The sequence below is a fragment of the Pantoea anthophila genome, assembly GCF_006494375.1.
GTDB classification, from domain to species: Bacteria; Pseudomonadota; Gammaproteobacteria; order Enterobacterales; family Enterobacteriaceae; genus Pantoea; species Pantoea anthophila.
In genome coordinates, this window is record NZ_VHIZ01000050.1 from 39,462 (window position 1) to 64,962 (window position 25,501).

Below are 25,501 nucleotides of genomic sequence, written 5' to 3' on the forward strand. Positions count from 1 at the left end.
GGCGCTTTCCGGTCAGATCGTGCGGTAGGCGGTGGTAACCTTCCACAGATAGCGCGGAGCCTGCGCCGCCGGATGTTTGTTCTGAACATGCTGGTAAAACTCATCCGGCGACATCGCATTGATCATCGCAATGGCACGATCGCGGTCGCGGGAGAAGGTTCGCAGCAGCGCACCGGCACCATTGGCATAGGAGACGATGGTGGCATAACGCAGCGTCAGCGGATCGCGAATCCCTGACAGAGCGGAATCCTGCAGGATGCGGATATAGGCGGTGCCGATATCGATATTTTTAGCCGGATCTCGCAGTTCGGCATTCGATGGCTGACCGCGGCGACCCTGCGTCCGGTAGACTTCACGCCCGGCGGTCGAGGCTTTGATCTGCATCAGGCCCACCGCATTCGAACGGCTCACCACGCCAGGATTTCCCCCCGACTCGACACTGATAATGGCGCTGATAAGCTTCTCATCAACGCCATAATGACTGGCGGCATCTTCGGTAAACATTGACCATGCGCTGTTAACGCTGGAAGGCGGTGCCTGAGTGAGTGGCGTATTACGCTGTTTCACTGCGTGGTGCGGTGGCTCGCTGGCACAGCCGGTCAGGAGTAACGCTGAGAGTATAAGGTGTCGGATTTTCAGCAATTTTTCGTCTCATAGCGGTAGTGGCGAATGCTATCATACCCAGACAGCCTGAGAGCAAAATTACCGTTTATCCTAAATGCACGAAAAAGCGGCCCGTGTCGTGACTTCAGGGGTGTATTTCGTCATCATCGCCTCAGGTCAAGGGCGCTAACAGCAGGAAAGTATGATGATTTCACGTTCAGTTCGTCTTATCTCCCCCTCCGGTTACTGTCACAATCAGCCTGCGGCACTGTGCGGCATTGCGCGACTGCGCGAGGCGGGCCATCGGGTAGAGAATGAGCAGATCATTACCCGGCGTTTTCAGCGCTTCGCCGGGACAGACGCCGAACGGCTGGCGGATATTAACCAGCTTGCCACACTCAGCACGCTGCCCGATGTGGTGCTGGCGGTGCGCGGCGGTTATGGTGCCAGCCGGTTACTGGAATCGATCGACTATGTCGGCCTGCAGCGTCGCCTGCTGAATCAGCCGCTGGCGCTGTGCGGGCACAGTGATTTCACCGCCATTCAGCTGGCGCTGCTGGCGCAGGTCGGCTTAATCACCTTCAGCGGTCCGATGCTGGCCGGCAACTTCGGTGCCGCGACCTTATCTGAATTTACCCTGCATCACTTCTGGCAGGCTCTGACATCACCTACAGTAGACGTGGCATGGCAGAGCGAAACGCCTGATGAGGGTGAGTGGCAGGGGACGCTATGGGGCGGTAATCTGGCGATGCTCTGCTCGCTGACTGGCACGCCGTGGATGCCACAGATTGAAAACGGCATTCTGGTTATTGAGGATGTGAATGAACATCCGTTCCGCATAGAACGTATGCTGATTCAGCTGCAGCAGAGCGGCATTCTGGCGCGCCAGCGGGCGCTGGTCACCGGCAGCTTTACCAGCACCGCACTGACAGAGTATGACAACGGGTTTGACTTCAGCACCGTCTGGCAGCGGGTGCGTGAAACCACCGGCCTGCCGGTGATCAGCGGTCTGGATTTTGGTCACGCGGCTGACACCGTGACCCTGCCCCTGGGGGCCAGCGCACGATTAGCGGTCCGTCAGGGCCAGGCCAGTTTACAGGCAAGCGGGCATCCCGTTCTGCGGGAATAAAGAACGTTTCAGGAGATCGACATTGAAGCCGTTGTATGACGATTTGTGGATCTCAACCCCGGAATTTCCGGTGGAAGATGCCGTTAATGACCTGATGATGCATGGCTTTATGCTGCGTCACCCTCGCGGCAATCTGCTGATTGGCCGCGTAGAAAATCCGCTCGATCATGAAGTGCTGGCCGATAGCGGTGGCGTGATCCGCCACTATCTGACCCACTGGCACGAGTCTGCGCCGGGGGCGGCGGTGATCCAGCAGCGCTTCAGCAGCGCACTTTACTGCCATAGCCGGTCGCTGGGCCCCATCAGCCGCTTCGCGGAGCCTGATGACACCTTTTCGCAGCAGGAGACGCACTTCGGGGATTTTCATCTGCTGCCGACGCCAGGGCACACGCCGGGCAGCAGCAGTTACCTCTATACCTCGCCGCTGGGGCTGACCTATCTGTTTGTCGGGGATACGGTGACGCGGTCGCACGATAACTGGATCACCGTGCTGGTGCCGGACAGTAATCCCGCGGAGCTGAGTCAGACGCTGGAATTTTACCGTTCGCTGCGTCCCGACGTGGTGCTGATGAGCACCACGCGTGGACATCTCTCGTGGAAAAAGGTCACCCTGCAGAGCTGGCTGGCGGCGATCGATGAAGCTGAGCAGCACCCGCTCGATCTGCGTCAGCAGCCGCTGTTCTGATTACAGCGTTTTCGTCAGATAGTGGCGCTGGTGGTGGCGTGGATAGTTATCCAGGCTGAAACGCAGCGTATAGCCAAGCTTTTCATAAAACGGTCGCGCCTGAAAACTGGCGGTATCCACTTGGGCAAAGCGGCAGCCGCGATCCCGCGCCTCCTGCTCGGCGGCCTGAATCAGCGCGCTGCCCGCCCCCTGCCCGCGCAGCGCCTCACTGACCCACAGCATATCAATCCGCAGCCAGTTTCCGGCCGTTGACCCGGTCAGACCCGCCAGCTTTTTGCCCTGCTCATCACGGATGAAGACGCCAATTGAGCGGATCTCATCCACATTAATAAACTTACGGTTGAAGGCGGTCAGACCCAGTCTGACCTCATCCAGATCCTGTGCGGTAACCGTGTCAGTAATTTCAGGTTTCATCGTGGCTTCCGGTGTCAGGTATCAGGTGTCAGAGCGCGCTCTGTCGTCGTAGCGCTCCAGCGTCAGTGCATCCACATCGCGTTTTTCACTGCGGCTGCAGGGCAGCAGTTTATCGCTACCGCGATAAACAAAGAAGGTCGCCTGGGTGCGCTGATTCACAATCAGCTGATCGCCATTGCGAAAGCGGGTAATCGCCACTTTGTCGCCCGCCTCCAGACGGGTACGCTGCTGGCCTGCGGCAATCTGGAAGTGTCCGGGAGGCCACATCAGGGTGGATAATCCATATTCGGCGCGTGAAATGGTCATGGTCGCCCGACCGGGACAGGTGAGCTGAAATTCAGTTTCGCTCCATGCGGGCGCGACGTGGCAGGCCATCAGGCCCAGAGCAATCAATGCTGCCTTCATGCTGTGTCTCCACTGAAGAGGATTTCTACAGGAATGAATAGCTTAACATATCCCTGCCCCCTGATGAGGCACGGGCGCGTCGGGAACAAGACCACGAAAAGATAGAATCGGGGTGAGAAAAAGCGGAAAGTTGAGAAAAGATAAAGTAATCCGGTCAGCATATCAGCGCCGCATGCTGACCGGATAACGGTTATTCGGCGGCAACCTCTGCGGCCACCAGCATCAGCGCCAGCCCGGCATTCTCGCTGTCATACGCCTGCATCGCTGCGCGAATACGCTCGGAGCAGGCAACGACCTGTTGCTTCTTATCGGCATCTAACTGGTCAATCGCGTGGCGAATAATCATTAGACTGGCTTCTTCTTCTTTCATCATTTATCCCTGGATTTGCCTAAGTGGTGCGCAAAGGAGCCAAGAATACCGTTTATTGATAAGCAAAGTCACCCTTTTACATTCCTGTTGCTTAACGATTAAACAAATCGCAAACAGGAAGCGCAGCGGAAACTGCTATGATTAACAAAATGATGGCCTGGCAGAAGAGACGCCACGCCACGACACGCCCAGGGATTGAAGCAGGTAGAAAATCATGATGCGACTCAGCATTTTTATCCTCATCACCATACTGACTGGATGTTCATCTGGCCCGAAAGGGGTCGACTGTCCGGGTGAGGTTTCGACAATTTATGGTCAGCCGATGGGGCAAACGCAGGGGCGGATTTTTGATCTGGTCAGCGCCTTCACCGTGACCCGGGATGACGTCAGCGTGGAGAGTGGGCCGCTGCAGTCGCTGGATCGCTTTAAATATGTCCCCTCCGCCGTGACGCGGGAAGGCTACTATGCGCAGCGCCTCTCTGATAAGCAGTTCCGGCTGATCAATCCCTACCAGGATACCCAGATCACCTGGACCTGTCCGTAAGGGGTGAATCCTGCTGCCAGATGGTTTATTGTCAGGAAACGTCAAGCAGCAGGTTTCCCCGATGGAAAAGCGTCTGGATAACAACGGTTATATCGACTTCCCCTTTCCGGCCACCCGCAATGCGGATGGCTCCGTCAATCCGTGCGGTATTGATTTAACGCTGGAAACCAGCCGGCTGGAGGAGATTGCGGTCCTGAACCGCTCAGAAAACCTGCGCCGTCTGGTCGAAGAGGTCAATCTGCAGGAGGGGCTGTTTATGACGCTCGCCTGCGACTGGCAGCAGCAGGCCGATGCGGTCTGTGGCTTTATCGATGTGGCCTTTCGTCCCGATCTGCCGCAGCACGGTCACGACGAGGCACTGGCGCTGGAAGCGCATTTCATCCGCTACCTGGCCGGGCAGGAGAAGCAGCATAACCTGCCTGCTGAAACGCTGGTAAATTATGCCCGCTCGGTGCTCGACTGGAGCTGGTCGCCTCTGCGCCAGCGTCAGCGCGACTATGAAAAGATCACCGTTCAGTTCTATTGTCCGCAGGCTGACGACGCCGAATGGTGTTTCGATCACCTGCGTCATTTTCTGGTGAGCGTTTATCCGGCCTGCGTCACGGCCCGCTCACGCTGATCCCCCTGGCATCCGGAGTCGCTATGCGTTCTGCTGCACTGTCTGCTGTTACCCTCTTCTGTTCGCTCTTTTTCGCCACGTCTGCCCTGGCCGATCGCTGCCAGCAAATTCGCGCCGGCCTTGATATCGGTTCCGGCACCACCAAAATCGCGGTGGCCCGCGTCAATGTCTGCCAGTCGCGCATTGAAAAAGTGCTCTATCAGGATCAGCGCGCCGTCGCCTGGAACGATGCGCTGGCACATGCTCCCGACAATCAGCTCACCCCGGCGATCGCCCGCCAGGGCGCCGCTGCGCTGCAGCAGCTTCTGGCCCATGCTCAGCGCTTTCATCCTCAGCGGATCAGCGGCGTGGCGACCGCCGTGTTTCGCAACGCCCGCAATGGCCAGGCGGTCATTGACGATCTGCAGCGGCAGACCGGGGCGCAAATCAGCCTGATCTCACAGCAGCAGGAGGCGAAGCTCGGCTTCCTCTCCGCCAGAGCCGCGCTGAACGATCCCGCGATCCGTGATGAGCAGTTGCTGGTCTGGGATATTGGCGGCGGATCGATGCAGATGACCGCCTGGCGACAGCAGGCCGGTCAGCCGGTAGCTGATATCTATCAGGGGAAGCTGGCTTCCGTGACGCTGAAAAACTTTATCCTGCGCGTGCTGAAGAACAGCCCGGATGCCCCGTCACCCAACCCGATTGGCTCCTGGCGGCAATCTGTGCTGCGCTTCGTGCAGTTTTATGCCACTAACGAGGTCAGCCCGCAGATCAAACAGGATGTGGCGGGTCGCCGGGTCATCGGTATTGGTGGTGTGCACGGGTTTTCCATCCGCAATCAGTTACCGGGCAGACCCCATCACTACACACTGGCAGCATTGCGCCAGCTCTCTCAGCAGCAGGTCTGGAAGGGTGACAGTGAACTGTCAGGCGACTATCGCGCCACGGACGTCAGCAACCTGTTGCTGGTTGAAGGCTATATGGAGGCGCTGAAAATCAACGAGGTGACCATCGTGGAGGCCAGTCTGCTCCAGGGCGTGCTGCTGCAATAGCCCTGTCTCTGCCCTGCTTCGCCTCCAGCTGAGCCGCTGACACCGCGCCATTAACAGCCGGACATAATTTTTTAGCCTCTGATTTGCCTCTGACGGAGCAGGATTCACTATCTTTGCTACGCTTTGAGTGTCTCACTTAAAACCAAGGAGCAACAGATGTCAGGAAAAATCGAAGATAAAGTAAAAGAAGCCGCTGGCGCAGTTCAGGAACAATGGGGCGCAGCAACCGGCTCTTCTGAGCATCAGGCTAAAGGCGCCGCGCGCCGTTATGCCAACCAGGCAAGCTACGCGGCACGCGATGCTGCTGACTGCATCAAGGATCAGGTTCAGTCTAATCCTGTTGCCGGTCTGGCTGTTGCGGCAGGCGTTGGTGTTATCCTCGGCTTTCTGCTGGGCCGTAAGTAATCCTGCAGAACGTCAGCAGAACGGAAGCCGGTGGCTTCCGTTTTTTTTCGCTCACAGCGACGTGCCGCTGAGAAACATCTGAAAAATAACCCTTTTCAGGCCAGATCGCGGTCAGTCACTATGATTAAGAGAGCTTCCCTTTTTCTGACAACATCAAGGTGACCTTATGAAAACGATTCCTGCCCTGCTGCTCGTTGCAGCAACGCTGACCTCTCTGGCGGGCTGCTCACACCAGAGCAGCGCGATTAAAGAAGATGGACGTCCTCATGCGCCAAGCGGTCAGGCCTCACCAGGCGGCACGCTCGGCTCCGGCCCGGTGGGTCAGCCTCAGTCCTGATTCCCGGCCCCGGCTCTGACGCCGGGGTCTGTTTATTGGCGCGGCATTAACCGATAGTGCGCATAAAATAATGTCACTCATTGTTATCCTGCTATTAGTTATTACTGCAATTAACATCACATGCAAAATAAAATAATTTTTTAAGATTCATCCCAGTCCTTTTCAATAAACCCCTACTCTCTTTACGCAATCCTGTAAATACACCCTGAATAAACAACACAGAAATTGTGGAAACAATTTAAACAGATCCTCTACAGCGTTTAAAAAAACATTTCCGTAATGAACTTTCTCGCTGAAACTATTCTCTAATCACGCATAATGATTTTTTGTTTAATATAATTGCTACGTGAAAGAGAATTGAGACGTGAAGAAAAAAAAGATTTATCTGATAGACCGCCTTTTAACGCTTTATTCTCGATTTTCCGGCAGAAGACAACCGCAGGCCCTGCAGCAGCTGAACCCGGAGACCGTTGTCATCTACTCCACCACCGCGCTGGGCGATTTCCTGATGAATACGCCCGCTATCTGGAGCCTGAAAAAACGCTTTCCTGCCAGTAAATTTATTCTGGTCTCCAGCCTGAAAAATAAGGATCTCGTCAGCCGCTATCCCTGGTTCGATAAGATTTATATCTGGGATAACAAACTGGCAAATTTTCTGCCGTTATTTTTCAAACTGCGTCGCCATAAACCAGAACTGTCCGTCATATTACACGCACATTTCCCCTACGATATTATGAGCTCGGTACTGACCGGCAGTCAGGCTATTTTACGCGACCATTACGGCAGCGAATCGCCGGTACTGAATAAATATCTCGACCACTATTCGGGTTATTTCGACGACCACACCATCAAGCGTAAGCTGAAATTAATTGAAGCACTGGGCGCAGAGACGCAGCAGACCCGGATGCATCTGCCAGAGCTGAATAGCAGTGCCACGGCAAACGCGTCGCATCGCCGCATCGGGTTTCAGCTGGGGGCATCGAAAGATATCCGCCGCTGGCCGCTGGAGTCGTTCAGTCAGCTGGCCACCGCCCTGCTTGCGCGCTGGCCTGACAGTGAAATCGTTGTGACCGGTACAGCGGCTGAGCAACCGCTTGAGCAGGCGTTTATCGCCAGCCTGCCGCCGCACTGCCGGAAAAATGTGACGCCAATGGCGGGCAAAACAAATCTCAGTGGCCTGATTACCCTGATCCGCTCGCTGGATCTGCTGGTCACCGGCGATACCGGCCCGCTGCACATCGCCGTGGCAGCGCAGACGCCGACCGTCAGCCTCTTCTCCACCGCTAACCCGCGCTATACCGGCCCCTGTCAGGACAGCGATCGCCACATTATCATTCACCGTCCGGATAAGACGGCGACGCAGCATCCCATGGCGTCGATTAAGGCGGAAGAGGTTGAGCAGGCCGTGGCGCAACTGGTGGGATAATGAACCGCTTATCTATCGCCATTATTACGCTGATTGAATATCATAATCAGCCGACCCCCCTGGGCTGGTTCCGCAGAGTGGACCGGCCGGGTTTTTACCTGCAACAGCTTCCGCTGAATGAGGTGGAATTTGCGCTGCTGATGAGCGACTTTTTTCTCACGTTTAACGTCAGCGCCGACCATTATGATGAGTCCCGCTATTTTCCGGCAGCGCAACGGCGACGCTTTGCTTTCACTCCCGGATTCAGAGCCGGCGCTGAACCGGCTTACCGCCCTGTCACCGTCGCGATGCTGTCTGAGGCGGCCAGCCGGGGATGCTGGCCTGAAGAGGATGACTGAATCAGGGTATGGACAACGGCGTCATAGACTTCACAGCTGTTCAGCGCGTTAACATTCCGTGACGCGGGCTGCAGCACCTGATAATTCACCTGCCAGGGATGCCAGCACGCCGGGTCGCTGTCGCCGAACAGCGCCACCACCGGCAATCCCAGCGCCGCACCGATGTGCATCGCCCCGCCATCACTGCTCACGAGCCCCTGACATAACGACATCGCCGCGATCAGTTGCGGCAGGCTGGTTGTTGACACCGCTCTGATCGGCAGGTGCGGACAGAGCGCCATGATGTCTGCGGCTTTTTCATCATCACCCGGATGACGCGGATTATCGCGACTGCCGGGTGACCACAGCAGCATGATCTGGCAAGGGTGGTGAGCGGCAATCTTCTCAGCCAGTCCGGCAAAACGTGTCGCTTCCCACTGCTGGCTCGGCTTACGGGCGCTGATTTGCAGCGCATACACCGGGAGGCCGGCATCAATTGCGTAAGTGTCGCGCAGGCTGGCGGCAAGAGCGGCGTCAGGCCGCAGCGTCAGTCTGCCCGGTCTGTTTTCACGGAGATTGAAGGGGCGTCCCAGGCTGAACAGCGTTTCGCTGATATGGCACGGCGACGGGTCGGGCGGTGGCAGCAGGTCGGTAATCAGAGGATGCGACTGCTCCCCCAGGGCGATGACTCTTGCCGGACGCAGGCTCTTTACCCATTTCAGGCCATGCTGATCCCAGCGGCTTTTCGCCAGTATCACCACCTCATAGCGTTGCTTTTTCAGGGTCAGCATCAGCTTCAGCCGCTGCAACAGGCAGGTCACTCTTCCCTGCCCTGACTCCCGGTGATGCAGTTTGGTGTAAAAGAAGAGCTGCCGGATGTCGGGGTTATGCGCCAGCACAGGGGCGGCGTAGTTGTTCGTCAGTACATCGACCTGATACTGTCCCGACTGCGCCAGCGCACTGATGAGCGGCGTGGTCAGTAACGTGTCGCCAATATTATCCCTGCAAATAATTAAAACCCGCATGTCTGACATCCTCTGCGCACAGTCTGTGCTGGCTGGCTAAAAATAAGACGTCCCCGTTAACGCTCGTGGAATGCTAACGTAACGGTACAGTCAGCTGATTAGTCAGCGAAGTGTCAGATTGGTTCAACAGTTGCCATATTGTTAAAATATGAGGCCGGGCAGAGCGGATGAATACGCTTAACGGGTTTGGACAGTTAGCCGGTTTCCGGCAGGGAGAGCGTCAGGATCATTCGGCCCGGCACAGAGTATGCCGGGCACGCAGTTTTCAGGACGGGATTAATGGAGCCTGTCGTCTAACAGCTCAAGGGCGACCCGATAAATCAGCCCAGGCTGGGCATCGGGTAACATCCGCTTGATTTTCTCCTCCAGGGCGCGGTTCGTGACGGCCTGATTATCCGCCAGTAATTCCAGCACAGCCTGACCGAACATCAGGCGACAGATATAAATCGCGTCTTTGGTATATTTTGCGTCCATAAATCCTCCTTATGAATGAGTGTTTACAGTAACGGGTTCAGACGCTGAAGAATGGCCGATGCAGGGGCGCAGCCTTTTTTTTGCAGTGGCATCAGACAATCCGATTTGCAGAAATATTAAAACGCGATGATGTCATTGAAGGGTCAGGTGCGGCGGAGAAAGAGAAAAGCGTGGAACGCGGGCACAAAAAAGCCGGCACAGAGCATGACCCTGTGCCGGCCGCATCAGACATTACATATTTTCGATGATCGCGTCACCAAACTCTGAACATTTCAGCAGTTTAGCGCCATCCATCAGGCGTTCGAAATCGTAAGTCACGGTCTTGTTAGCGATAGCGCCTTCAACACCTTTAACAATCAGGTCAGCCGCTTCGAACCACTCCAGATGACGCAGCATCATCTCTGCCGACAGGATTACGGAACCTGGGTTCACTTTATCCTGGCCTGCATACTTCGGCGCAGTGCCGTGCGTGGCTTCAAACAGCGCGCACTCGTCACCGATGTTGGCGCCAGGTGCGATACCGATACCCCCCACCTGAGCCGCCAGGGCGTCAGAGATGTAGTCACCGTTCAGGTTCATACAGGCGATAACATCATATTCAGCCGGACGCAGCAGGATCTGCTGCAGGAACGCATCCGCGATCACATCTTTAACGATGATCTCTTTGCCGGTGTTCGGGTTTTTGAACTTCATCCACGGGCCGCCGTCGATCAGTTCGCCGCCGAACTCTTCTTTCACTAACTGGTATCCCCAGTCTTTGAAAGAGCCTTCGGTGAACTTCATGATGTTGCCTTTGTGAACCAGGGTCAGTGAATCACGATCGTTGGTGATGGTGTATTCCACTGCCGCACGCACCAGACGCTTGGTTCCCTCTTCGGAGCATGGCTTAACGCCGATACCGCACTGCTCAGGGAAGCGGATTTTCTTCACGCCCATCTCTTCGCGCAGGAACTTGATCACTTTGTCCGCTTCGGCAGAGCCCGCTTTCCACTCGATACCCGCATAGATATCTTCGGAGTTTTCACGGAAGATCACCATGTCGGTCTCTTCAGGACGTTTAACCGGGCTTGGCGTGCCTTTGTAGTAACGAACCGGACGCAGGCAGACGTAGAGGTCAAGCTCCTGACGCAGGGCCACGTTCAGTGAACGAATACCGCCGCCGACCGGGGTGGTCAGTGGACCTTTGATCGCAACGCGATATTCTTTGATTAAATCGAGGGTTTCCTGAGGCAGCCAGACGTCCTGGCCGTAGAGTTCGACTGATTTCTCACCGGTGTAAATCTCCATCCAGGAGATTTTACGCTCGCCGTTGTAGGCTTTCTTCACCGCCGCGTCGACCACTTTCAGCATGACCGGGGAAACATCAACACCGATACCGTCACCCTCGATGTAAGGAATGATCGGATTGTTTGGCACTGTCAGCTTGCCCTGATTCAGGGTGATTTTTTGACCTTCCGCCGGAACAACTACTTTGCTTTCCATTAACCTCTCCTGGGCGTTTGTTAATGATTTGTAAGATGCGCGTCAATACTACTTGAATATTTACGCCACGCCAATCACCGCAATTTCACGTTATAATGCGCCGAATGTTTCTGACTGCAAAGCCCATGCGAAAAACTTCTCAACGAATTCACCAGGATAAACGATTCAGCCGTCCGGCGCGTGATGCGCGACGTACGCCTGCCCGCCCTGCGGCCCCGCGCCGCGTGATTCTCTTTAACAAACCCTTCGACGTTCTGCCGCAGTTTACGGATGAAGCGGGCCGCCGCACCCTGAAGGATTTTGTTACTGTTACCGGGGTCTATGCCGCAGGCCGCCTCGATCGTGACAGTGAAGGCCTGATGGTGCTGACCAACGACGGCGCCCTGCAGGCCGCGCTGACTCAGCCCGGCAAACGCACCGGCAAAATCTATTATGTGCAGGTCGAAGGCGCGCCACAGGAGGCGGATCTGCAGCCGCTGCGGGATGGGGTTAATCTGAAAGATGGCCCGACCCTGCCCGCTGGCGTGGAAAAAGTCGATGAACCCGAATGGCTCTGGCCACGCCAGCCGCCGATCCGCGAGCGAAAAAACATTCCGACGCAGTGGCTGAAGGTCACGCTGTATGAGGGGCGTAATCGTCAGGTTCGCCGCATGACCGCCCACATCGGCTTTCCTACCCTGCGCCTGATTCGCTATGCCATGGGTCACTACAGCCTCGACGACCTGGCCCCCGGAGCGTGGCGGGAGATCAGTACAGACCCTGTCTGACAACCGAACTTTCATAACCTCAGGTTAACAATTGCGGAGAAGGGATGTTTAAACCTCATGTTACGGTCGCCTGTCTGGTTCAGGCGGAAGGTGAGCTGCTGGTAGTGGAAGAGACCATCGACGGACGCGCCACCTGGAACCAGCCAGCCGGCCATCTGGAAGCGGATGAAACGCTGCATGAAGCCGCGGCGCGTGAACTCTATGAAGAGACCGGCATCGTGGCGCAGATGGACTATTTCATTGCGATTAACCAGTGGATTGCCCCCGATAACACGCCTTTTGTGCGTTTTCTGTTTGGGGTCGATCTGCCGGAAAAAGTGGTGACGGAGCCGCAGGACAGCGACATCGACTGCTGCTGGTGGCTGCCGCCAGCGCAGATTCTCACGGCTTCTAACCTGCGTTCGCCGCTGGTGGCGGAGAGCGTCCGCCTGTGGCAACAGGGCACGCGTTACCCGCTTCATCTGATCAGCCCGTTCCGGTGGCCGTTTCACGAGGGTGCGCGTCTGCCTTCTGCATGATAGAATGCGCCGCCTGTTTTTTTATCGTAATGCGAGCGTGTCATGTCTGACAACAGCCAGAAAAAAGTGATCGTCGGTATGTCCGGCGGCGTCGATTCTTCCGTTTCCGCCTGGTTACTGCAGCAGCAGGGTTACCAGGTTGAAGGCCTGTTCATGAAGAACTGGGAGGAGGACGATGGCGAGGAGTATTGTACCGCCGCGGACGATCTGGCGGATGCGCAAGCGGTGTGCGACAAGCTGGGTATGAAGCTGCACAAGGTTAACTTTGCCGCGGAATACTGGGATAACGTCTTCGAGCATTTCCTCGAAGAGTATAAAGCGGGCCGCACCCCTAACCCCGATATTCTCTGTAACAAAGAGATCAAATTCAAAGCGTTCCTGGAGTTCGCGGCTGAGGATCTCGGCGCTGACTTCATCGCTACCGGTCACTATGTGCGCCGTCAGGATGTTGCTGGCCAGAGCCAGCTGCTGCGCGGCCTGGATGGCAACAAAGATCAGAGCTACTTCCTCTACACCCTGAGCCACCAGCAGATTGCGCAGAGCCTGTTCCCGGTCGGCGAGCTGGAAAAGCCGGAAGTGCGCCGCATCGCTGAAGAGCTGGACCTGATCACCGCGAAGAAGAAAGATTCGACCGGCATCTGCTTTATCGGCGAGCGTAAATTCCGCGACTTCCTGGCACGCTATCTGCCGGCCCAGCCAGGCGAGATTGAAACCACTGACGGTCAGATCGTCGGTGAGCACCAGGGGCTGATGTACCACACCCTGGGACAGCGTAAAGGCCTGGGTATCGGTGGCCTGAAAGAGAGCAAAGATGATCCCTGGTATGTGGTCGACAAAGATGTGGCGCGGAACCGCCTGATTGTCGCTCAGGGCGGCGATCATCCGCGTCTGATGTCTGTGGGACTGATTGCGCAGCAGCTGCACTGGGTCGATCGTCAGCCGATCACCGCCCCGCTTCGCTGCACCGTAAAAACCCGTTATCGTCAGACCGATATCCCCTGTGAGATTATTCCTCACGGTGACGATCGGATTGAAGTGCGCTTCGATGAGCCGGTTGCTGCGGTGACGCCCGGCCAGTCTGCGGTCTTTTATCTTGGCGATGTCTGCCTCGGTGGCGGTATTATCGAACAGCGTCTGCCTTTCGTGACAGAGTAAGCGGGCGCAGCCCCTATTGATGACGCGTAAACAGGAGTAACCGTGGCGAAAAATTATCAGGAAATTACGCTGGCGCTGGCGGGCATCTGTCAGTCCGCGCATCTGGTGCAGCAGCTGGCTCAGCAGGGTCACTGCCAGCCAGAGGCGCTGACCGTTTCGCTGCGCAGCGTGCTGGATCTCAATCCTGACTCCACGCTGGCCGTGTTTGGCAACAATGAAGCCAACCTGCGTCTCGGACTGGAAACCCTGATGGCGGTGCTGAACAGCAGCAGTCGCCAGGGCGCCGGTGCCGAACTGACCCGTTACACCCTGAGCATGATGGTGCTGGAACGTAAACTCAGCGCCAGCAAGTCTGCCATGGCGACCCTGGCGCAGCGCATCAGTCAGCTGGATCGCCAGCTGGCGCATTATGAGCTGGAATCCGATACCATTCTCAGCGCCATGGCGGGCATCTATGTCGATGTCATCAGCCCGCTTGGCCCGCGGATTCAGGTGACCGGTTCACCTGCCGTGCTGCAGAACAGCCAGGTTCAGAGTAAAGTGCGCGCCACCCTGCTGGCCGGTATCCGCGCGGCGGTGCTCTGGCAGCAGGTCGGTGGTGGCCGACTGCAACTGATGTTCTCGCGTCAGCGTTTGCTGCGTGAAGCGAAAACCCTCTTATCCCGGCTGCCACTGACCTACTAAGTCGGTGTGGCCAAACACTGCTAAATGATTCAGGAGTTGCACTGATGGAATTATCCTCTCTGACCGCCGTCTCACCTGTCGATGGTCGTTACGGCGACAAAGTCAGCCCGCTGCGTGCGATTTTCAGCGAATTTGGTCTGCTGAAATTCCGCGTTGAGGTTGAAGTTCGCTGGTTACAAAAACTGGCCGCGACCGCAGAGATCAAGGAAGTTCCTGCATTTGACGCTGACGCAAACGCTTTCCTTGATGCGATTGTCGCCGGTTTTTCCGAAGAAGATGCTGCGCGCATCAAAACCATCGAACGCACCACCAACCACGATGTGAAAGCGGTCGAATACTTCCTGAAAGAAAAAGTCGCCGACACGCCTGCGCTGCACGCCGTCTCAGAATTTATCCACTTCGCCTGCACCTCGGAAGATATCAACAACCTGTCGCACGCGCTGATGCTGGAAACAGCCCGCCGTGACGTGCTGCTGCCTTACTGGGCGCAGCTGATTGGCGCGGTGAAGGGTCTGGCCAGCGAATACCGTGATATTCCGCTGCTCTCCCGCACCCACGGACAGCCGGCAACGCCGTCAACCATGGGTAAAGAGATGGCAAACGTGGCGTACCGCCTTGAGCGTCAGTTGCGTCAGCTGAAGCAGATCGAAGTGCTGGGCAAAATCAACGGCGCAGTGGGCAACTACAACGCCCACATTGCTGCCTACCCGGAAGTGGACTGGCACGCGCTGAGCGAGGATTTTGTCACCTCGCTGGGGATCACCTGGAACCCCTACACCACGCAGATCGAGCCGCACGACTATATCGCCGAGATGTTCGACTGCATCGCCCGCTTTAACACCATCCTGATCGACTTTGATCGCGATATCTGGGGCTACGTGGCGCTGAACCATTTTAAACAGAAAACCATTGCGGGCGAGATTGGCTCGTCAACGATGCCGCATAAGGTCAACCCGATCGACTTCGAAAACTCCGAAGGCAACCTGGGTCTGGCGAATGCAGTCATGCAGCATCTGGCCAGCAAACTGCCGGTGTCGCGCTGGCAGCGTGACCTGACCGACTCTACCGTGCTGCGTAACCTTGGCGTCGGCGTCGGTTATGCGCTGATCGCCTATCAGGCGACGCTGAAAGGCATCTCAAAACTGGAAGTGAACCGCGAACGTCTGCTGGACGAACTGGATCACAACTGGGAAGTGCTGGCGGAGCCGATCCAGACGGTGATGCGCCGTTATGGCATCGAGAAGCCTTATGAGAAGCTGAAAGAGCTGACGCGCGGCAAACGTGTGGATGCCGCCGGTATGCAGGCCTTTATCGACAGCCTGGCGCTGCCGGAAGAGGAAAAAGTGCGTCTGAAGCAGATGACGCCAGCAAACTATATCGGTCGCGCTGTCCGGATGGTGGACGATCTGAAATAATGCCCGCCGCAGACCGGCTCACTCCGGTCTGCGTTAACATCCTGTTTAATACATTTCGCGTATACTTTCTGCAGGTTGACTCAAACAGAGTGTAAGGACTTTCTATGCGTGTTCTGGTTGTTGAAGACAATGCCCTGCTGCGCCATCATCTCGCCGTCCAGTTACGTGACATGGGCCATCAGGTCGATGCCGCCGAAGACGCCAAAGAAGCCGACTATTTTCTTCGGGAACATCTGCCCGATATCGCGCTGGTGGACCTCGGTCTGCCGGATGAAGATGGCATGTCGCTGATCCGTCGCTGGCGCGGCGACGCCGTGCGCCAGCCCATTCTGGTGCTGACAGCCCGCGAAGGGTGGCAGGCCAAAGTCGAAGCGCTGGAAGCCGGTGCCGACGACTACGTGACCAAACCGTTTCATATTGAAGAGGTGGCCGCCCGGCTGCAGGCGCTGATGCGTCGCAACAGCGGTCACGCCTCGCAGATTATCGATATGGCCCCCTTTCAGGTCGATCTCTCCCGCCGGGAACTCACCGTCAATGAACAGCCGGTGAAGCTCACCGCCTTTGAGTACACCATCGTCGAGACGCTGATTCGTAACGCGGGCAAAGTGGTCAGCAAAGATTCGCTGATGCTCCAGCTCTACCCGGATGCGGAACTGCGTGAAAGCCACACCATCGACGTACTGATGGGCCGCCTGCGCAAAAAGATTCTAGCGCTGCACCCCACTGACGTGATCGCCACCGTGCGTGGCCAGGGTTACCGCTTTGATCTCTGACCATGTCCTGGTTTAATCGTTATCGCCCGATTTCGCTGCGCGCCCGCTTTCTGCTGGCCTCCGCAGCGATTGTTCTGTTTCTCTCCCTCTCTTACGGCATGGTCGCGGTGATTGGCTATGTGGTGAGCTTTGATAAAAACACCTATCGCGTCATGCGTGGTGAGAGCAACCTCTTCTTTACGCTGGCGCAATGGCATGACAACAAGCTCACCATCGCCCAGCCGGAGCGGATGACGCTCAACTTCCCGACGCTGGTGTTTATCTACGACGAGCGCGGCAAGCTGCTGTGGCAGCAGCGCGACGTTCCGGATATCCGCAAAAAGATCCGCCATGAATGGCTGCTGAAGCCCGATTTTTACGAGATTGACACCAGCAACCGCACCAGCATGCTGGCGATGGGGAACAACCTGAATGCGCAGCGACGCCTCAACGACTGGGATAACGACAGCAACGATACCTTTACCCACTCGGTGGCTGTCAACCGTTACGATGCCACCACCAATCTGCCTGCGCTCACCATCGTGGTGGTCGACTCGATCCCGCAGGAGCTTCAGCACTCGGACGTGGTCTGGTCGTGGTTCAGCTACGTGCTGGCCGCCAACCTGATCCTGATTGTTCCGTTGCTGTGGCTGGCCGCGCACTGGAGTCTGCGGCCAATCGGTGCGCTGACTCAGCAGGTGCGTGAACTGGAGACCAGTCAGCGCGAAAACCTGGACGACAATCCCCCACAGGAGCTGCGCAGCCTGGTGCGCAATCTCAATCTGCTGCTGACCAATGAGCGGCAGCGTTATACCCGCTATCGCACCACCCTCTCAGACCTGACCCACAGCCTGAAAACGCCGCTGGCCGTGTTGCAGAGTACGCTGCGCTCGTTGCGCAACGGCAAAGAGCTGACGGTGGAAGAGGCAGAACCGGTGATGCTGGAGCAGATCAGTCGTATCTCGCAGCAGGTCGGATATTACCTGCACCGCGCCAGTATGCAGGCCGATCACAATCCGCTGCAGCGCGATCTGCATTCGGTCTCTGGCCTGCTCGACAGCCTCTGTTCGGCCCTGAATAAAGTCTATCAGCGTAAGGGCGTGGCGATTACCCTGGATATCTCCCCGGAGCTGACCTTTGTGGGTGACCAGAATGACTTTATGGAAGTACTGGGCAACGTGCTCGATAACGCCTGCAAATATTGCCTGGAATTTATCGAAGTGAGCGCGTTTCAGAGCGACAAGGCGCTGCATCTCTATATCGATGACGATGGCCCGGGCATCCCTGAAAGCAAGCGTGACCTGGTGTTTGTTCGCGGACAGCGGGCCGATACGCTGCGTCCCGGCCAGGGATTAGGTCTGGCCGTGGTGCGCGACATTCTTGAGCAGTATGAAGGTAACGTCATCGCCTCCGGCAGTGCACTCGGCGGAACCCGCATGGAAGTGATCTTTCAGCGGCAGGAAGTCGAACATCGCCGCGAGTAGAAAAGCCGCCGGGCTGTTATACTTGCTGGCATTTACAGCCCTAAGCGGAACTCTTTTATGGACTATCAGCTCGATCTTAACTGGCCCGATTTTATTCAGCGCTACTGGCAGAAACGCCCGGTGGTGCTGAAGCGTGGCTTTAAAGACTTTGTCGATCCGATTTCACCGGATGAACTGGCCGGACTGGCGATGGAAAACGAGGTGGATAGCCGCCTTGTCAGCCATCAGGATGGCAAATGGCAGGTCAGCCACGGCCCGTTTGAGAGCTACGATCACCTGGGCGAGAACAACTGGTCGCTGCTGGTACAGGCGGTCAATCACTGGCACGAACCCTCTGCTGCGCTGATGCGCCCTTTCCGTTTCCTGCCTGACTGGCGCATTGATGACCTGATGGTGTCATTTGCTGTGCCTGGCGGCGGCGTCGGCCCCCATTTTGATCAGTACGATGTCTTTATTATTCAGGGAACCGGTCGCCGTCGCTGGCGTGTCGGTGAAAAAGTGCCGATGAAGCAGCACTGCCCGCATCCCGATCTGCTGCAGGTTGAGCCGTTCGACGCCATCATTGATGAAGAGCTGGAGCCGGGCGATATCCTCTACATTCCACCAGGATTCCCGCACGAAGGCTATTCGCTGGAGAACGCCCTGAACTACTCTGTCGGTTTCCGTGCCCCCAGTGGCCGGGAGCTCATCAGCGGCTTTGCGGATTATGCTCTGGCGAATGAGCTGGGCGGCCTGCGCTTCAGCGATCCGGATGTCCCGGCGCGTGAATGCCCGTCGCAGATCCTGCCACAGGAGATTGAAGGTGTGCGTCAGCTGATGCTGGATGTCGTTAACCAGCCGGAGCATTTCGCGCACTGGTTTGGCGAATTTATTTCGCAGTCGCGCCATGAGCTTGATGTGGCGCCGCCGGAGCCGCCTTATCAGCCTGATGAAATTTATGATGCGCTGCAGCAGGGCGATGCCCTGAGCCGCCTGGGCGGCCTGCGTGTATTAACGGTTGGCGATGCGGTGTATGTCAACGGTGAGCGGGTCGAATGTTCACGCCCTGAGGTGATGGCGGTGCTGGCGCATCACTCCCGCATCACGCTGGATGACCTGGGCGATGCGCTGGATGATCCGGCAGTGCTGGCGCAGATCGCCGGTCTGGTGAATGCCGGATACTGGTATTTTGGTGACGAATAACCGGTAGGCCGCTTACGGAATCAGGCTCTCTGCCCCTCAGGTCAGAGAGCCTTCTCTCATTATCCCTTCTTCTGCGCTGCCAGTTCTGACAGACGCACAATCACTTCCACCGTTTTCGCCATGATGTTCAGCGAGGCGAACTCGTGCTTGCCGTGATAGTTGTAGCCCCCGGTAAAGATGTTCGGACAGGGCAGCCCTTTCCACGACAGCGACGACCCATCAGTGCCGCCACGAATCGGTTTCACCACCGGTTCAATGCCGCAGTCACGCATCGCCTGCAGGGCCAGGTCAATGATATGCGGGAACGGCTCGACCTTTTCACGCATGTTGCGATAGCTGTTGGTGATCTCAACGGTGACGGAGCAGTCAGGATGCAGGGTTTTATTGATCTCCGCAGCGATCTGCAGCAGCGTCTGTTTCCGCTGTTCAAAGCTTTCCGTTTCAAAGTCACGGATAATGTAGAGCATCTCGGCGTGCTCGACGCTGCCCTTGATCTGATGCAGATGGTAGAAGCCCTCGTAGCCGTCGGTGAACTGCGGTTTCTCACGGGCCGGTACCGCCGCGTGGAACTGATTTGCCAGCTCCAGCGCATTCACCATCACCCCTTTGGCGGAGCCAGGGTGGACGTTGTTGCCGACGATGCGGACCGTGGCCGAGGCGGCATTGAAGTTCTCATATTCGAATTCACCCAGATCGCTGCCATCAATAGTGTAGGCCCAGTCGGCGGCGAAGCCTTCCACATCAAAGTGAGAGGTGCCGCGTCCGATCTCTTCGTCAGGCGTAAAGGCCACGCGGATCGCCCCGTGCGGCGTATCACTCGCCGCCAGCTGCGCCATCGCCGTCATAATCTCTGCAATGCCCGCTTTGTCATCCGCACCGAGCAGGGTTTTGCCGTCGGTGGTAATCAGCGTATGACCGATCAATTTGTGCAGCACCGGGAACATGACCGGCGACAGGATCTCATTGCCACTTCCCAGCGCGATGTCACCGCCGCGATAGTTTTCAATGATCTGGGGATTCACATGCTTCGCCGTGAAATCAGGCGACGTATCCATGTGGGAGATGAAACCGATGACCGGGGTGGGCCAGTCGACATTGGCGGGCAGCGTGCCCATAACACAGCAGTGATCGCTTAAGGTGACATCGACAAATCCCAGCGCCAGCAGCTCTTCCTGCAGCTGCCGTGCCAGCGTCCACTGCCCTTCGCTGCTGGGCACCTGGCGCGCCTGCGGCTTAGCCTGAGTTTCAACGGCCACATAACTTAAAAAGCGCTCAAGTAACTGTTCCATATCCCATCCTTTAAAAGTGCTGTGCGGTATTATTCACCGATCGGCCTGTCACAACGTTGCGTAAAATCATCAGCAGACAGGTTAGCGCTGTCGCTGACCTTCAGCAAAGTAATAAGCCCGAAAAAAACGCCGGATGACGAGATTGTTGCATCGGGTCAGACATCGTCGATAACAACAGGGGCGGCCATCGCCGCCCCTGTTTATTTATAAAGACCGCGCAGTAGCTTATGCACGAACTCCGGCACCACTTCACTCGCCAGGCCGTAATGCCGCTCGGCAAACTCGTTGCCCACCTGGCTCGGCTCCAGGTTCAGCTCAACGGTATGCGCGCCCTGCAGTCTGGCTTCGTGAACAAAGCCCGCCGCCGGATAGACGTGGCCCGAGGTGCCGATGGCGATAAAATAGTCGGCCTGCTCCAGCGCCTGATAAATCTGCTCCATGCCCAGCGGCATCTCACCAAACCAGACCACGTGCGGTCGAAGTGCGGAGGGAAACTGGCAGCAGGTGCAGCGATCGTCAGGGGTGATATCGCCGCTCCACTCAATCACCTGGCCGCTGGTCACACAGCGCACTTTTAACAGCTCGCCGTGCATATGCAGCACCCGGCTGTTTCCGGCGCGCTCATGCAGGTTGTCGATGTTCTGCGTGACCAGCAGAAAATTATCGCCTAACACCTGCTCCAGCTCCGCCAGCGCCAGATGGGCCGCGTTCGGCTGAATCTCTGGCTGCTGCAGCTGCTGACGGCGCGCATTGTAGAAGCGCTGCACCAGCGCGGGATCGCGCTGAAAGCCTTCCGGTGTCGCCACATCTTCTACGTGATGCTCTTCCCACAGACCGTCAGCCGCGCGAAATGTACGAATGCCGGACTCGGCGGAAATACCTGCGCCGGTCAGGATCACCACATGCGGCAGAGGGTGGGCGGCCAGTTCGGCCTGACGATCGCGCTCAAATATGCGCTGACGAAAGCGCTGATGCACTTTTCGCCGGGTTTTCTTCAGGCGGGCAAGTCGTATGCGGCGACGTGGTGTTCGCATAAAATCTCCTGGCGTAGCAGCTGCGGCGAGCTGCTCTGAACAGATTCCGGGTAAACATCACCCGATAGTAACGGTTGCCGGGGGCAGAACCCCATAGCAAAGGTCTTAAACAAAAGCGGCGCGATAATCACTCGCGCCGCATTGTGCTACTGACCGCTTAAAACCCGAGCCGGGTCAATGCGGCTGGCGCGTCTGGCGGGATACCAGCTCGCCAGCAGACTCAACAGAATCGCAGTAATCAGTACTGAGAACACATCAATCCAGTGCAGTTCCGACGGCAGAAAGTCGATGAAGTAAATATCGCCCGCCAGCAGATGATGACCGGTGATCGACTCCAGTCCGCGCACCAGTTTCGTCAGGTTCAGCGCCACCAGCACGCCCGCGACCACGCCGCTGACGCTGCCCAGCAGACCTGCCAGCAGCCCGTACCAGATAAAGATGGCACGGATCAGCCGGTCTTTGGCACCCAGGGTACGCAGGACCGCAATGTCGCTGCTCTTATCTTTCACCGCCATCACCAGCGTGGAGACGATGTTGAAGCAGGCGACGCCAATCACCAGTACCATCGCCAGATACATAATGGCGCGGATCATCTGAATGTCGCGGTACATGTAGCCGTAAGTGCCGATCCAGCTCTTAATGTAGACGTAAGAGCGGGTCGCCTCACCGGCCTCGCGCACCAGCTTAACGGCCTGGAACGGGTCGGTCATCTTCAGGGCGATGCCGGAGACGCTCTCCCCCATCTCCAGATAGTGCTGGGCATCAGCCAGCGGCACCAGCGCCAGGCTGTGATCGAGCATACCGCTGAGTTGCAGGATGCCGCTCACCTGCAGCCGGATGCGTTTTGGCTGCAGCAGTTTATTATCACCATCGTTATTCGGGATCATGATGGTGATCCAGTCGCCCTGCTTCACATTCAGCGATTTGGCAATGCCGCCGCCGAGGATGATCTGCTGTTTACCGGCGGCAAAGGAGGACCAGGCGTTGTCTGCCACAAACTGCGGCAGCGCGCTCAGGCGCGGCTCCTGTGCCGGATCGACGCCCTTGACCTGCAGCGCTTCCAGCCGGGCTCCGCTCTCAATCAGGCCGGTGAAGTTAACGTAGGGGGCGGCGGCGGCAATGCCGGGCACCTTTTCAATCGGAGCGATCATCGATTGCCAGTGCTGAAACGGCTGATTCACCGCCTCGATCTCACCGTGCGGCACCACCGCCAAAATGCGGTTATTCAGTTCACGCTCAAAGCCATTCATGGCGCTCAGACCGATAATCAGCACCGCCACGCCCAGGGCAATACCGATGGTGGAGATCACCGAAATCAGCGACACCATGCCGCCCCGGCGGCGTCCGCGGCTGAAGCGCAGGCCCAGCAACAGGGATAACGACGAACCCATTACACCGCTCCTGCCAGGGTGAGCCGATCGCTTAACTGCCCGTCACGCATCTCCATCTGACGCGTCATGCGTTTTGCCAGCATCAGATCGTGGGTCACCACCAGAAAGGCGGTGCCCTGACGGACGTTCAGTTCGCCCAGCAGTTCAAAAATGGCGTCGGCGTTGCGCGCATCGAGGTTGCCGGTAGGCTCATCCGCCATCACCAGTCGGGGACGGTTGACCAGCGCACGGGCAATCGCCACACGCTGACGCTCGCCGCCGGAAAGCTCAGAGGGCCGGTGCGCGGCGCGATGGTCCAGCCCGACCGCGGCCAGCATTTCACGGGCGCGATCCTGCGCTTCCGCTTTGGCGGTTTTGCCAATCAGCAGCGGCATCGCCACATTCTCCAGCGCGCTGAAGTCCGGCAGCAGATGATGGAACTGATAGATAAAGCCCAGCTCGCGGTTGCGCAGTTCGGCTTTGGCGGAGGAGGACATCGCATTGAGTGACTGGCCGTCGAAGACCACATCGCCAGAGGTTGGCGCATCCAGGCCGCCGAGCAGATGCAGCAGCGTACTCTTACCGGAACCGGAGCTGCCGACAATCGCCATCAGTTCACCCGGCTGGAGGCTGAAAGCCACGTTGCGCAGCACATCGGTCTGCACGCTGCCTTCCTGATAGCGTTTGCACAGGTCGCGACACTGCAACAAAGGAGAGTTACTCATAACGTAAAGCCTCAGCGGGTTGAACGGCGGCAGCGCGCCATGAAGGATAAAGCGTAGACAGCAGCGCCACGACCATCGCGCTGAGGGCGATGGTCACCACCTGCCACGGATTAATATCGACCGGCAATGCTGCGCCATCCAGGAACAGGCCAATGACCGGCATTAAGGTGTTGAGCTGGCTGGCGAGCAGCACGCCCAGCAGGGTGCCGAGCAGCGTGCCGATAATACCGGCGCTGGCTCCCTGAACCATAAACACCGCCACAATCTGCCGGCGCGTCAGGCCCTGGGTTTGCAGGATCGCCACTTCGCCCTGCTTCTCCATGATCAGCAGGCCCAGCGATGTAATGATGTTAAAGGCGGCGACGGCGATGATCAGGCTCAGCAGCAGGCCCATCATGTTCTTCTCCATACGCACCGCCTGAAAGAGATCGCCTTTGCGCTCGCGCCAGTCTTTCCAGACCAGGCCCGCCGGCAGCGTCTGCTGGCTCAGGCTGTCAACCTCAAGCGGTTTGTCGAGCCAGAGTCGCCAGCCGGTGATATTCCCGGCCGGATAGCGCATGACACGCGACGCATCCTGAAGATTGACCAGGATCTGATAACCATCGACTTCGCTGTTGGCAGCATAGGTGCCCGCCACGGTAAACAGGCGCTGGCTCGGCACGCGGCCCATCGGCGTAAACTGGCTGACAGACGGCACCATCAGACGCAGCTGGTCGCCGCGTTTAACGCCCAGCTGAGAGGCCAGCTGTTCCCCGAGGATGACATTGTACTGCCCGGCCTGCAGGACGCGCTGATCGGTGTTGACCAGAAACGGCGTCAGCGGATCTTTCTCATCCGGCGCGATACCGAGCATCACCCCGACCGAGACGCTGTGCGGGCTTTGCAACACCACATTCGCCGTGGTCAGCGGTGCAATACGGCTGACCCCGTTGAGGTTGAGGGAACGGGCGGGTTGCTGTTGCGGATTAATGCTGCCTTTGTCGCTGGTGATCAGCGCCTGAGGCATCAGGCCAAGAATATTGCCTTCGAGTTCACGCTCAAATCCGTTCATGACCGATAACACGGTCACCATCGCCAGCACGCCGAGCGTAATGCCAATCGTTGAGAGCCAGGAGACAAAGCGACCGAAGCGATCCGATGCTCGTCCGCGCATGTAACGCAGACCGATAAATAGCGCGACAGGTTGATACATGGAATCCAGTAAGCCGTTGCCTGAAAATAGGTAGTGGGATGATAAAGGAGAGGCTGGCTTTATGAAACCTCTAACCCTCTGAGTCGGCAGCAAAGTTGCATCAGAATGCGTCACATTCCCTGCCAAAGCCGGGGAATAGAGCATAAAGCCGCCGCTTATTGGCTGATTATCGGCCACCACAGGGGGTAGACTACAATCAGTAACAGGATAAGAAGCGAGGTTATCGCCCGGCCACAGAGGTAGCGACCATGTTCAGATTTCCCAAAGGCAGCATCGTGAAACATCAATCCGGGGAGATCCGGGGCGAGATTATCAACGTCTTTGAGCAGGGAGCGGCATCGGCTGGCTACTACGTAAAGTGGGACGACGGCAACCTCAGTTTTCATCCTGAGCAGGAGTTATCCTGGGCGAATATCGACCGCCCACGCATGCATTACACACAGCAATCCATAAAATAACTGCCCGTTTAACCCCGTCGCTGCATGGCGACGGTGGTTTTTTCCGATCCCCCGCCCGACTCCGTCTATTCTCTTTTTAGCCGCTGCATTACCGCTGACACCCGGTAAGCACTGCCCGATTCGGGTTGAGCACGGTGCGGCAGGAAAATTGTGCCGCAAAGGTGATCCCCCTGACATAATATGGAATGATTACGTCCTGGAAAAATG

Annotated in this window: 30 protein-coding genes; 18 read left to right on the forward strand and 12 right to left on the reverse strand. The window is 57.3% G+C overall.

Annotation, left to right across the window (positions count from 1 at the left end):
* Positions 1–12 precede the first annotated feature (12 nt).
* The gene (gene emtA, locus FJW00_RS12325) at positions 13–642 is read right to left on the reverse strand and encodes a membrane-bound lytic murein transglycosylase EmtA (protein WP_072215488.1); all 630 of its coding nucleotides are present in this window, start codon (positions 640–642) and stop codon (positions 13–15) included.
* Between the two features lie 166 nt (positions 643–808).
* Here emtA and ldcA point away from each other — a divergent pair, with 166 nt between their 5' ends.
* Together ldcA and FJW00_RS12335 are read left to right on the forward strand one after the other, a co-directional pair.
* Positions 809–1,732, forward strand: a complete 924-nt coding sequence (gene ldcA, locus FJW00_RS12330; protein WP_009090791.1) for a muramoyltetrapeptide carboxypeptidase — start codon at positions 809–811, stop codon at positions 1,730–1,732.
* A gap of 22 nt (positions 1,733–1,754) precedes the next feature.
* Positions 1,755–2,417, forward strand: a complete 663-nt coding sequence (locus FJW00_RS12335) for an MBL fold metallo-hydrolase (protein ID WP_140924288.1) — start codon at positions 1,755–1,757, stop codon at positions 2,415–2,417.
* Here the strand turns inward: FJW00_RS12335 and FJW00_RS12340 are convergent, their stop codons facing one another.
* From FJW00_RS12340 to FJW00_RS12350, 3 genes are all read right to left on the reverse strand, one after another.
* Positions 2,418–2,831, reverse strand: coding sequence for a GNAT family N-acetyltransferase (locus FJW00_RS12340; protein WP_058957481.1), 414 nt, complete (start codon positions 2,829–2,831; stop codon positions 2,418–2,420).
* 21 nt (positions 2,832–2,852) lie between these two features.
* The gene (locus FJW00_RS12345) at positions 2,853–3,236 is read right to left on the reverse strand and encodes a hypothetical protein (protein WP_009090796.1); all 384 of its coding nucleotides are present in this window, start codon (positions 3,234–3,236) and stop codon (positions 2,853–2,855) included.
* A gap of 190 nt (positions 3,237–3,426) precedes the next feature.
* Positions 3,427–3,606 carry a hypothetical protein gene (locus tag FJW00_RS12350; protein WP_009090798.1) on the reverse strand — a complete coding sequence of 60 codons (180 nt, stop codon included), beginning with the start codon at positions 3,604–3,606 and terminating at the stop codon, positions 3,427–3,429.
* Between the two features lie 214 nt (positions 3,607–3,820).
* Here FJW00_RS12350 and FJW00_RS12355 point away from each other — a divergent pair, with 214 nt between their 5' ends.
* The 7 genes from FJW00_RS12355 (at position 3,821) to FJW00_RS12380 (ending at position 8,309) form a co-directional block, all read left to right on the forward strand.
* On the forward strand, positions 3,821–4,150 hold the full coding sequence (locus FJW00_RS12355; RefSeq protein WP_009090800.1) for a hypothetical protein: 330 nt from the start codon (positions 3,821–3,823) through the stop codon (positions 4,148–4,150).
* Positions 4,151–4,211: 61 nt separating this feature from the next.
* The gene (locus FJW00_RS12360; RefSeq protein ID WP_046101621.1) at positions 4,212–4,769 is read left to right on the forward strand and encodes a hypothetical protein; all 558 of its coding nucleotides are present in this window, start codon (positions 4,212–4,214) and stop codon (positions 4,767–4,769) included.
* Positions 4,770–4,792: 23 nt separating this feature from the next.
* Complete coding sequence (locus FJW00_RS12365; RefSeq protein ID WP_009090803.1) at positions 4,793–5,803, forward strand: Ppx/GppA phosphatase family protein; 1,011 nt, start codon at positions 4,793–4,795, stop codon at positions 5,801–5,803.
* A gap of 156 nt (positions 5,804–5,959) precedes the next feature.
* Complete coding sequence (locus FJW00_RS12370) at positions 5,960–6,208, forward strand: ElaB/YgaM/YqjD family protein (protein ID WP_046101619.1); 249 nt, start codon at positions 5,960–5,962, stop codon at positions 6,206–6,208.
* 166 nt (positions 6,209–6,374) lie between these two features.
* Entirely contained in the window at positions 6,375–6,545 is a 171-nt protein-coding gene (locus FJW00_RS22340) for a YgdI/YgdR family lipoprotein (protein ID WP_181405378.1), read from the forward strand.
* A gap of 364 nt (positions 6,546–6,909) precedes the next feature.
* The gene (locus tag FJW00_RS12375; protein WP_009090808.1) at positions 6,910–7,971 is read left to right on the forward strand and encodes a glycosyltransferase family 9 protein; all 1,062 of its coding nucleotides are present in this window, start codon (positions 6,910–6,912) and stop codon (positions 7,969–7,971) included.
* A complete protein-coding gene (locus tag FJW00_RS12380) occupies positions 7,971–8,309 on the forward strand; it encodes a DUF1493 family protein (RefSeq protein WP_140924290.1) in 339 nt (112 codons plus the stop codon). Before FJW00_RS12375 ends, FJW00_RS12380 begins: the two co-directional genes overlap by 1 nt.
* Here the strand turns inward: FJW00_RS12380 and FJW00_RS12385 are convergent.
* From FJW00_RS12385 to icd, 3 genes are all read right to left on the reverse strand, one after another.
* A complete protein-coding gene (locus FJW00_RS12385) occupies positions 8,237–9,313 on the reverse strand; it encodes a glycosyltransferase family 9 protein (RefSeq protein ID WP_140924292.1) in 1,077 nt (358 codons plus the stop codon). The genes FJW00_RS12380 and FJW00_RS12385 overlap by 73 nt on opposite strands.
* Before the next feature lie 276 nt (positions 9,314–9,589).
* Positions 9,590–9,787, reverse strand: coding sequence for a hypothetical protein (locus tag FJW00_RS12390; protein WP_111207915.1), 198 nt, complete (start codon positions 9,785–9,787; stop codon positions 9,590–9,592).
* Positions 9,788–10,018: 231 nt separating this feature from the next.
* Complete coding sequence (icd, locus tag FJW00_RS12395; RefSeq protein WP_009090813.1) at positions 10,019–11,269, reverse strand: NADP-dependent isocitrate dehydrogenase; 1,251 nt, start codon at positions 11,267–11,269, stop codon at positions 10,019–10,021.
* Between the two features lie 104 nt (positions 11,270–11,373).
* Here icd and rluE point away from each other — a divergent pair, with 104 nt between their 5' ends.
* From rluE to FJW00_RS12435, 8 genes are all read left to right on the forward strand, one after another.
* Complete coding sequence (rluE, locus tag FJW00_RS12400; RefSeq protein WP_140924294.1) at positions 11,374–12,036, forward strand: 23S rRNA pseudouridine(2457) synthase RluE; 663 nt, start codon at positions 11,374–11,376, stop codon at positions 12,034–12,036.
* A 44-nt stretch (positions 12,037–12,080) separates the two neighbouring features.
* Positions 12,081–12,554 (forward strand): NUDIX domain-containing protein, encoded by a 474-nt coding sequence (locus FJW00_RS12405; RefSeq protein WP_140924296.1) that lies wholly within the window; start codon positions 12,081–12,083, stop codon positions 12,552–12,554.
* A 42-nt stretch (positions 12,555–12,596) separates the two neighbouring features.
* The gene (gene mnmA / locus FJW00_RS12410) at positions 12,597–13,709 is read left to right on the forward strand and encodes a tRNA 2-thiouridine(34) synthase MnmA (protein ID WP_111207917.1); all 1,113 of its coding nucleotides are present in this window, start codon (positions 12,597–12,599) and stop codon (positions 13,707–13,709) included.
* 42 nt (positions 13,710–13,751) lie between these two features.
* Positions 13,752–14,393, forward strand: coding sequence for a high frequency lysogenization protein HflD (gene hflD / locus FJW00_RS12415; RefSeq protein WP_009090821.1), 642 nt, complete (start codon positions 13,752–13,754; stop codon positions 14,391–14,393).
* A gap of 44 nt (positions 14,394–14,437) precedes the next feature.
* The gene (gene purB, locus FJW00_RS12420; protein WP_140924298.1) at positions 14,438–15,808 is read left to right on the forward strand and encodes an adenylosuccinate lyase; all 1,371 of its coding nucleotides are present in this window, start codon (positions 14,438–14,440) and stop codon (positions 15,806–15,808) included.
* 104 nt (positions 15,809–15,912) lie between these two features.
* Positions 15,913–16,581: a two-component system response regulator PhoP gene (gene phoP / locus FJW00_RS12425; RefSeq protein ID WP_009090826.1), complete on the forward strand. Its 669-nt coding sequence runs from the start codon at positions 15,913–15,915 to the stop codon at positions 16,579–16,581.
* A gap of 2 nt (positions 16,582–16,583) precedes the next feature.
* Positions 16,584–18,044: a two-component system sensor histidine kinase PhoQ gene (gene phoQ / locus FJW00_RS12430; protein WP_046101611.1), complete on the forward strand. Its 1,461-nt coding sequence runs from the start codon at positions 16,584–16,586 to the stop codon at positions 18,042–18,044.
* Positions 18,045–18,101: 57 nt separating this feature from the next.
* Positions 18,102–19,226: a ribosomal protein uL16 3-hydroxylase gene (locus tag FJW00_RS12435; RefSeq protein WP_140924300.1), complete on the forward strand. Its 1,125-nt coding sequence runs from the start codon at positions 18,102–18,104 to the stop codon at positions 19,224–19,226.
* 59 nt (positions 19,227–19,285) lie between these two features.
* Here the strand turns inward: FJW00_RS12435 and pepT are convergent, their stop codons facing one another.
* The 5 genes from pepT to lolC form a co-directional block, all read right to left on the reverse strand.
* Positions 19,286–20,515 carry a peptidase T gene (gene pepT, locus FJW00_RS12440; RefSeq protein ID WP_009090830.1) on the reverse strand — a complete coding sequence of 410 codons (1,230 nt, stop codon included), beginning with the start codon at positions 20,513–20,515 and terminating at the stop codon, positions 19,286–19,288.
* A 200-nt stretch (positions 20,516–20,715) separates the two neighbouring features.
* On the reverse strand, positions 20,716–21,549 hold the full coding sequence (gene cobB, locus FJW00_RS12445; RefSeq protein WP_140924303.1) for a Sir2 family NAD+-dependent deacetylase: 834 nt from the start codon (positions 21,547–21,549) through the stop codon (positions 20,716–20,718).
* Positions 21,550–21,695: 146 nt separating this feature from the next.
* Complete coding sequence (gene lolE, locus FJW00_RS12450) at positions 21,696–22,940, reverse strand: lipoprotein-releasing ABC transporter permease subunit LolE (protein WP_009090832.1); 1,245 nt, start codon at positions 22,938–22,940, stop codon at positions 21,696–21,698.
* Positions 22,940–23,644 carry a lipoprotein-releasing ABC transporter ATP-binding protein LolD gene (gene lolD, locus FJW00_RS12455; protein ID WP_111207919.1) on the reverse strand — a complete coding sequence of 235 codons (705 nt, stop codon included), beginning with the start codon at positions 23,642–23,644 and terminating at the stop codon, positions 22,940–22,942. The genes lolE and lolD overlap by 1 nt, the downstream gene beginning before the upstream one ends.
* Entirely contained in the window at positions 23,637–24,836 is a 1,200-nt protein-coding gene (gene lolC / locus FJW00_RS12460; RefSeq protein WP_140924306.1) for a lipoprotein-releasing ABC transporter permease subunit LolC, read from the reverse strand. Before lolC ends, lolD begins: the two co-directional genes overlap by 8 nt.
* A gap of 248 nt (positions 24,837–25,084) precedes the next feature.
* Here lolC and FJW00_RS12465 point away from each other — a divergent pair, with 248 nt between their 5' ends.
* Positions 25,085–25,294, forward strand: a complete 210-nt coding sequence (locus FJW00_RS12465) for a hypothetical protein (protein WP_009090835.1) — start codon at positions 25,085–25,087, stop codon at positions 25,292–25,294.
* The last annotated feature ends 207 nt before the right edge of the window (positions 25,295–25,501 follow it).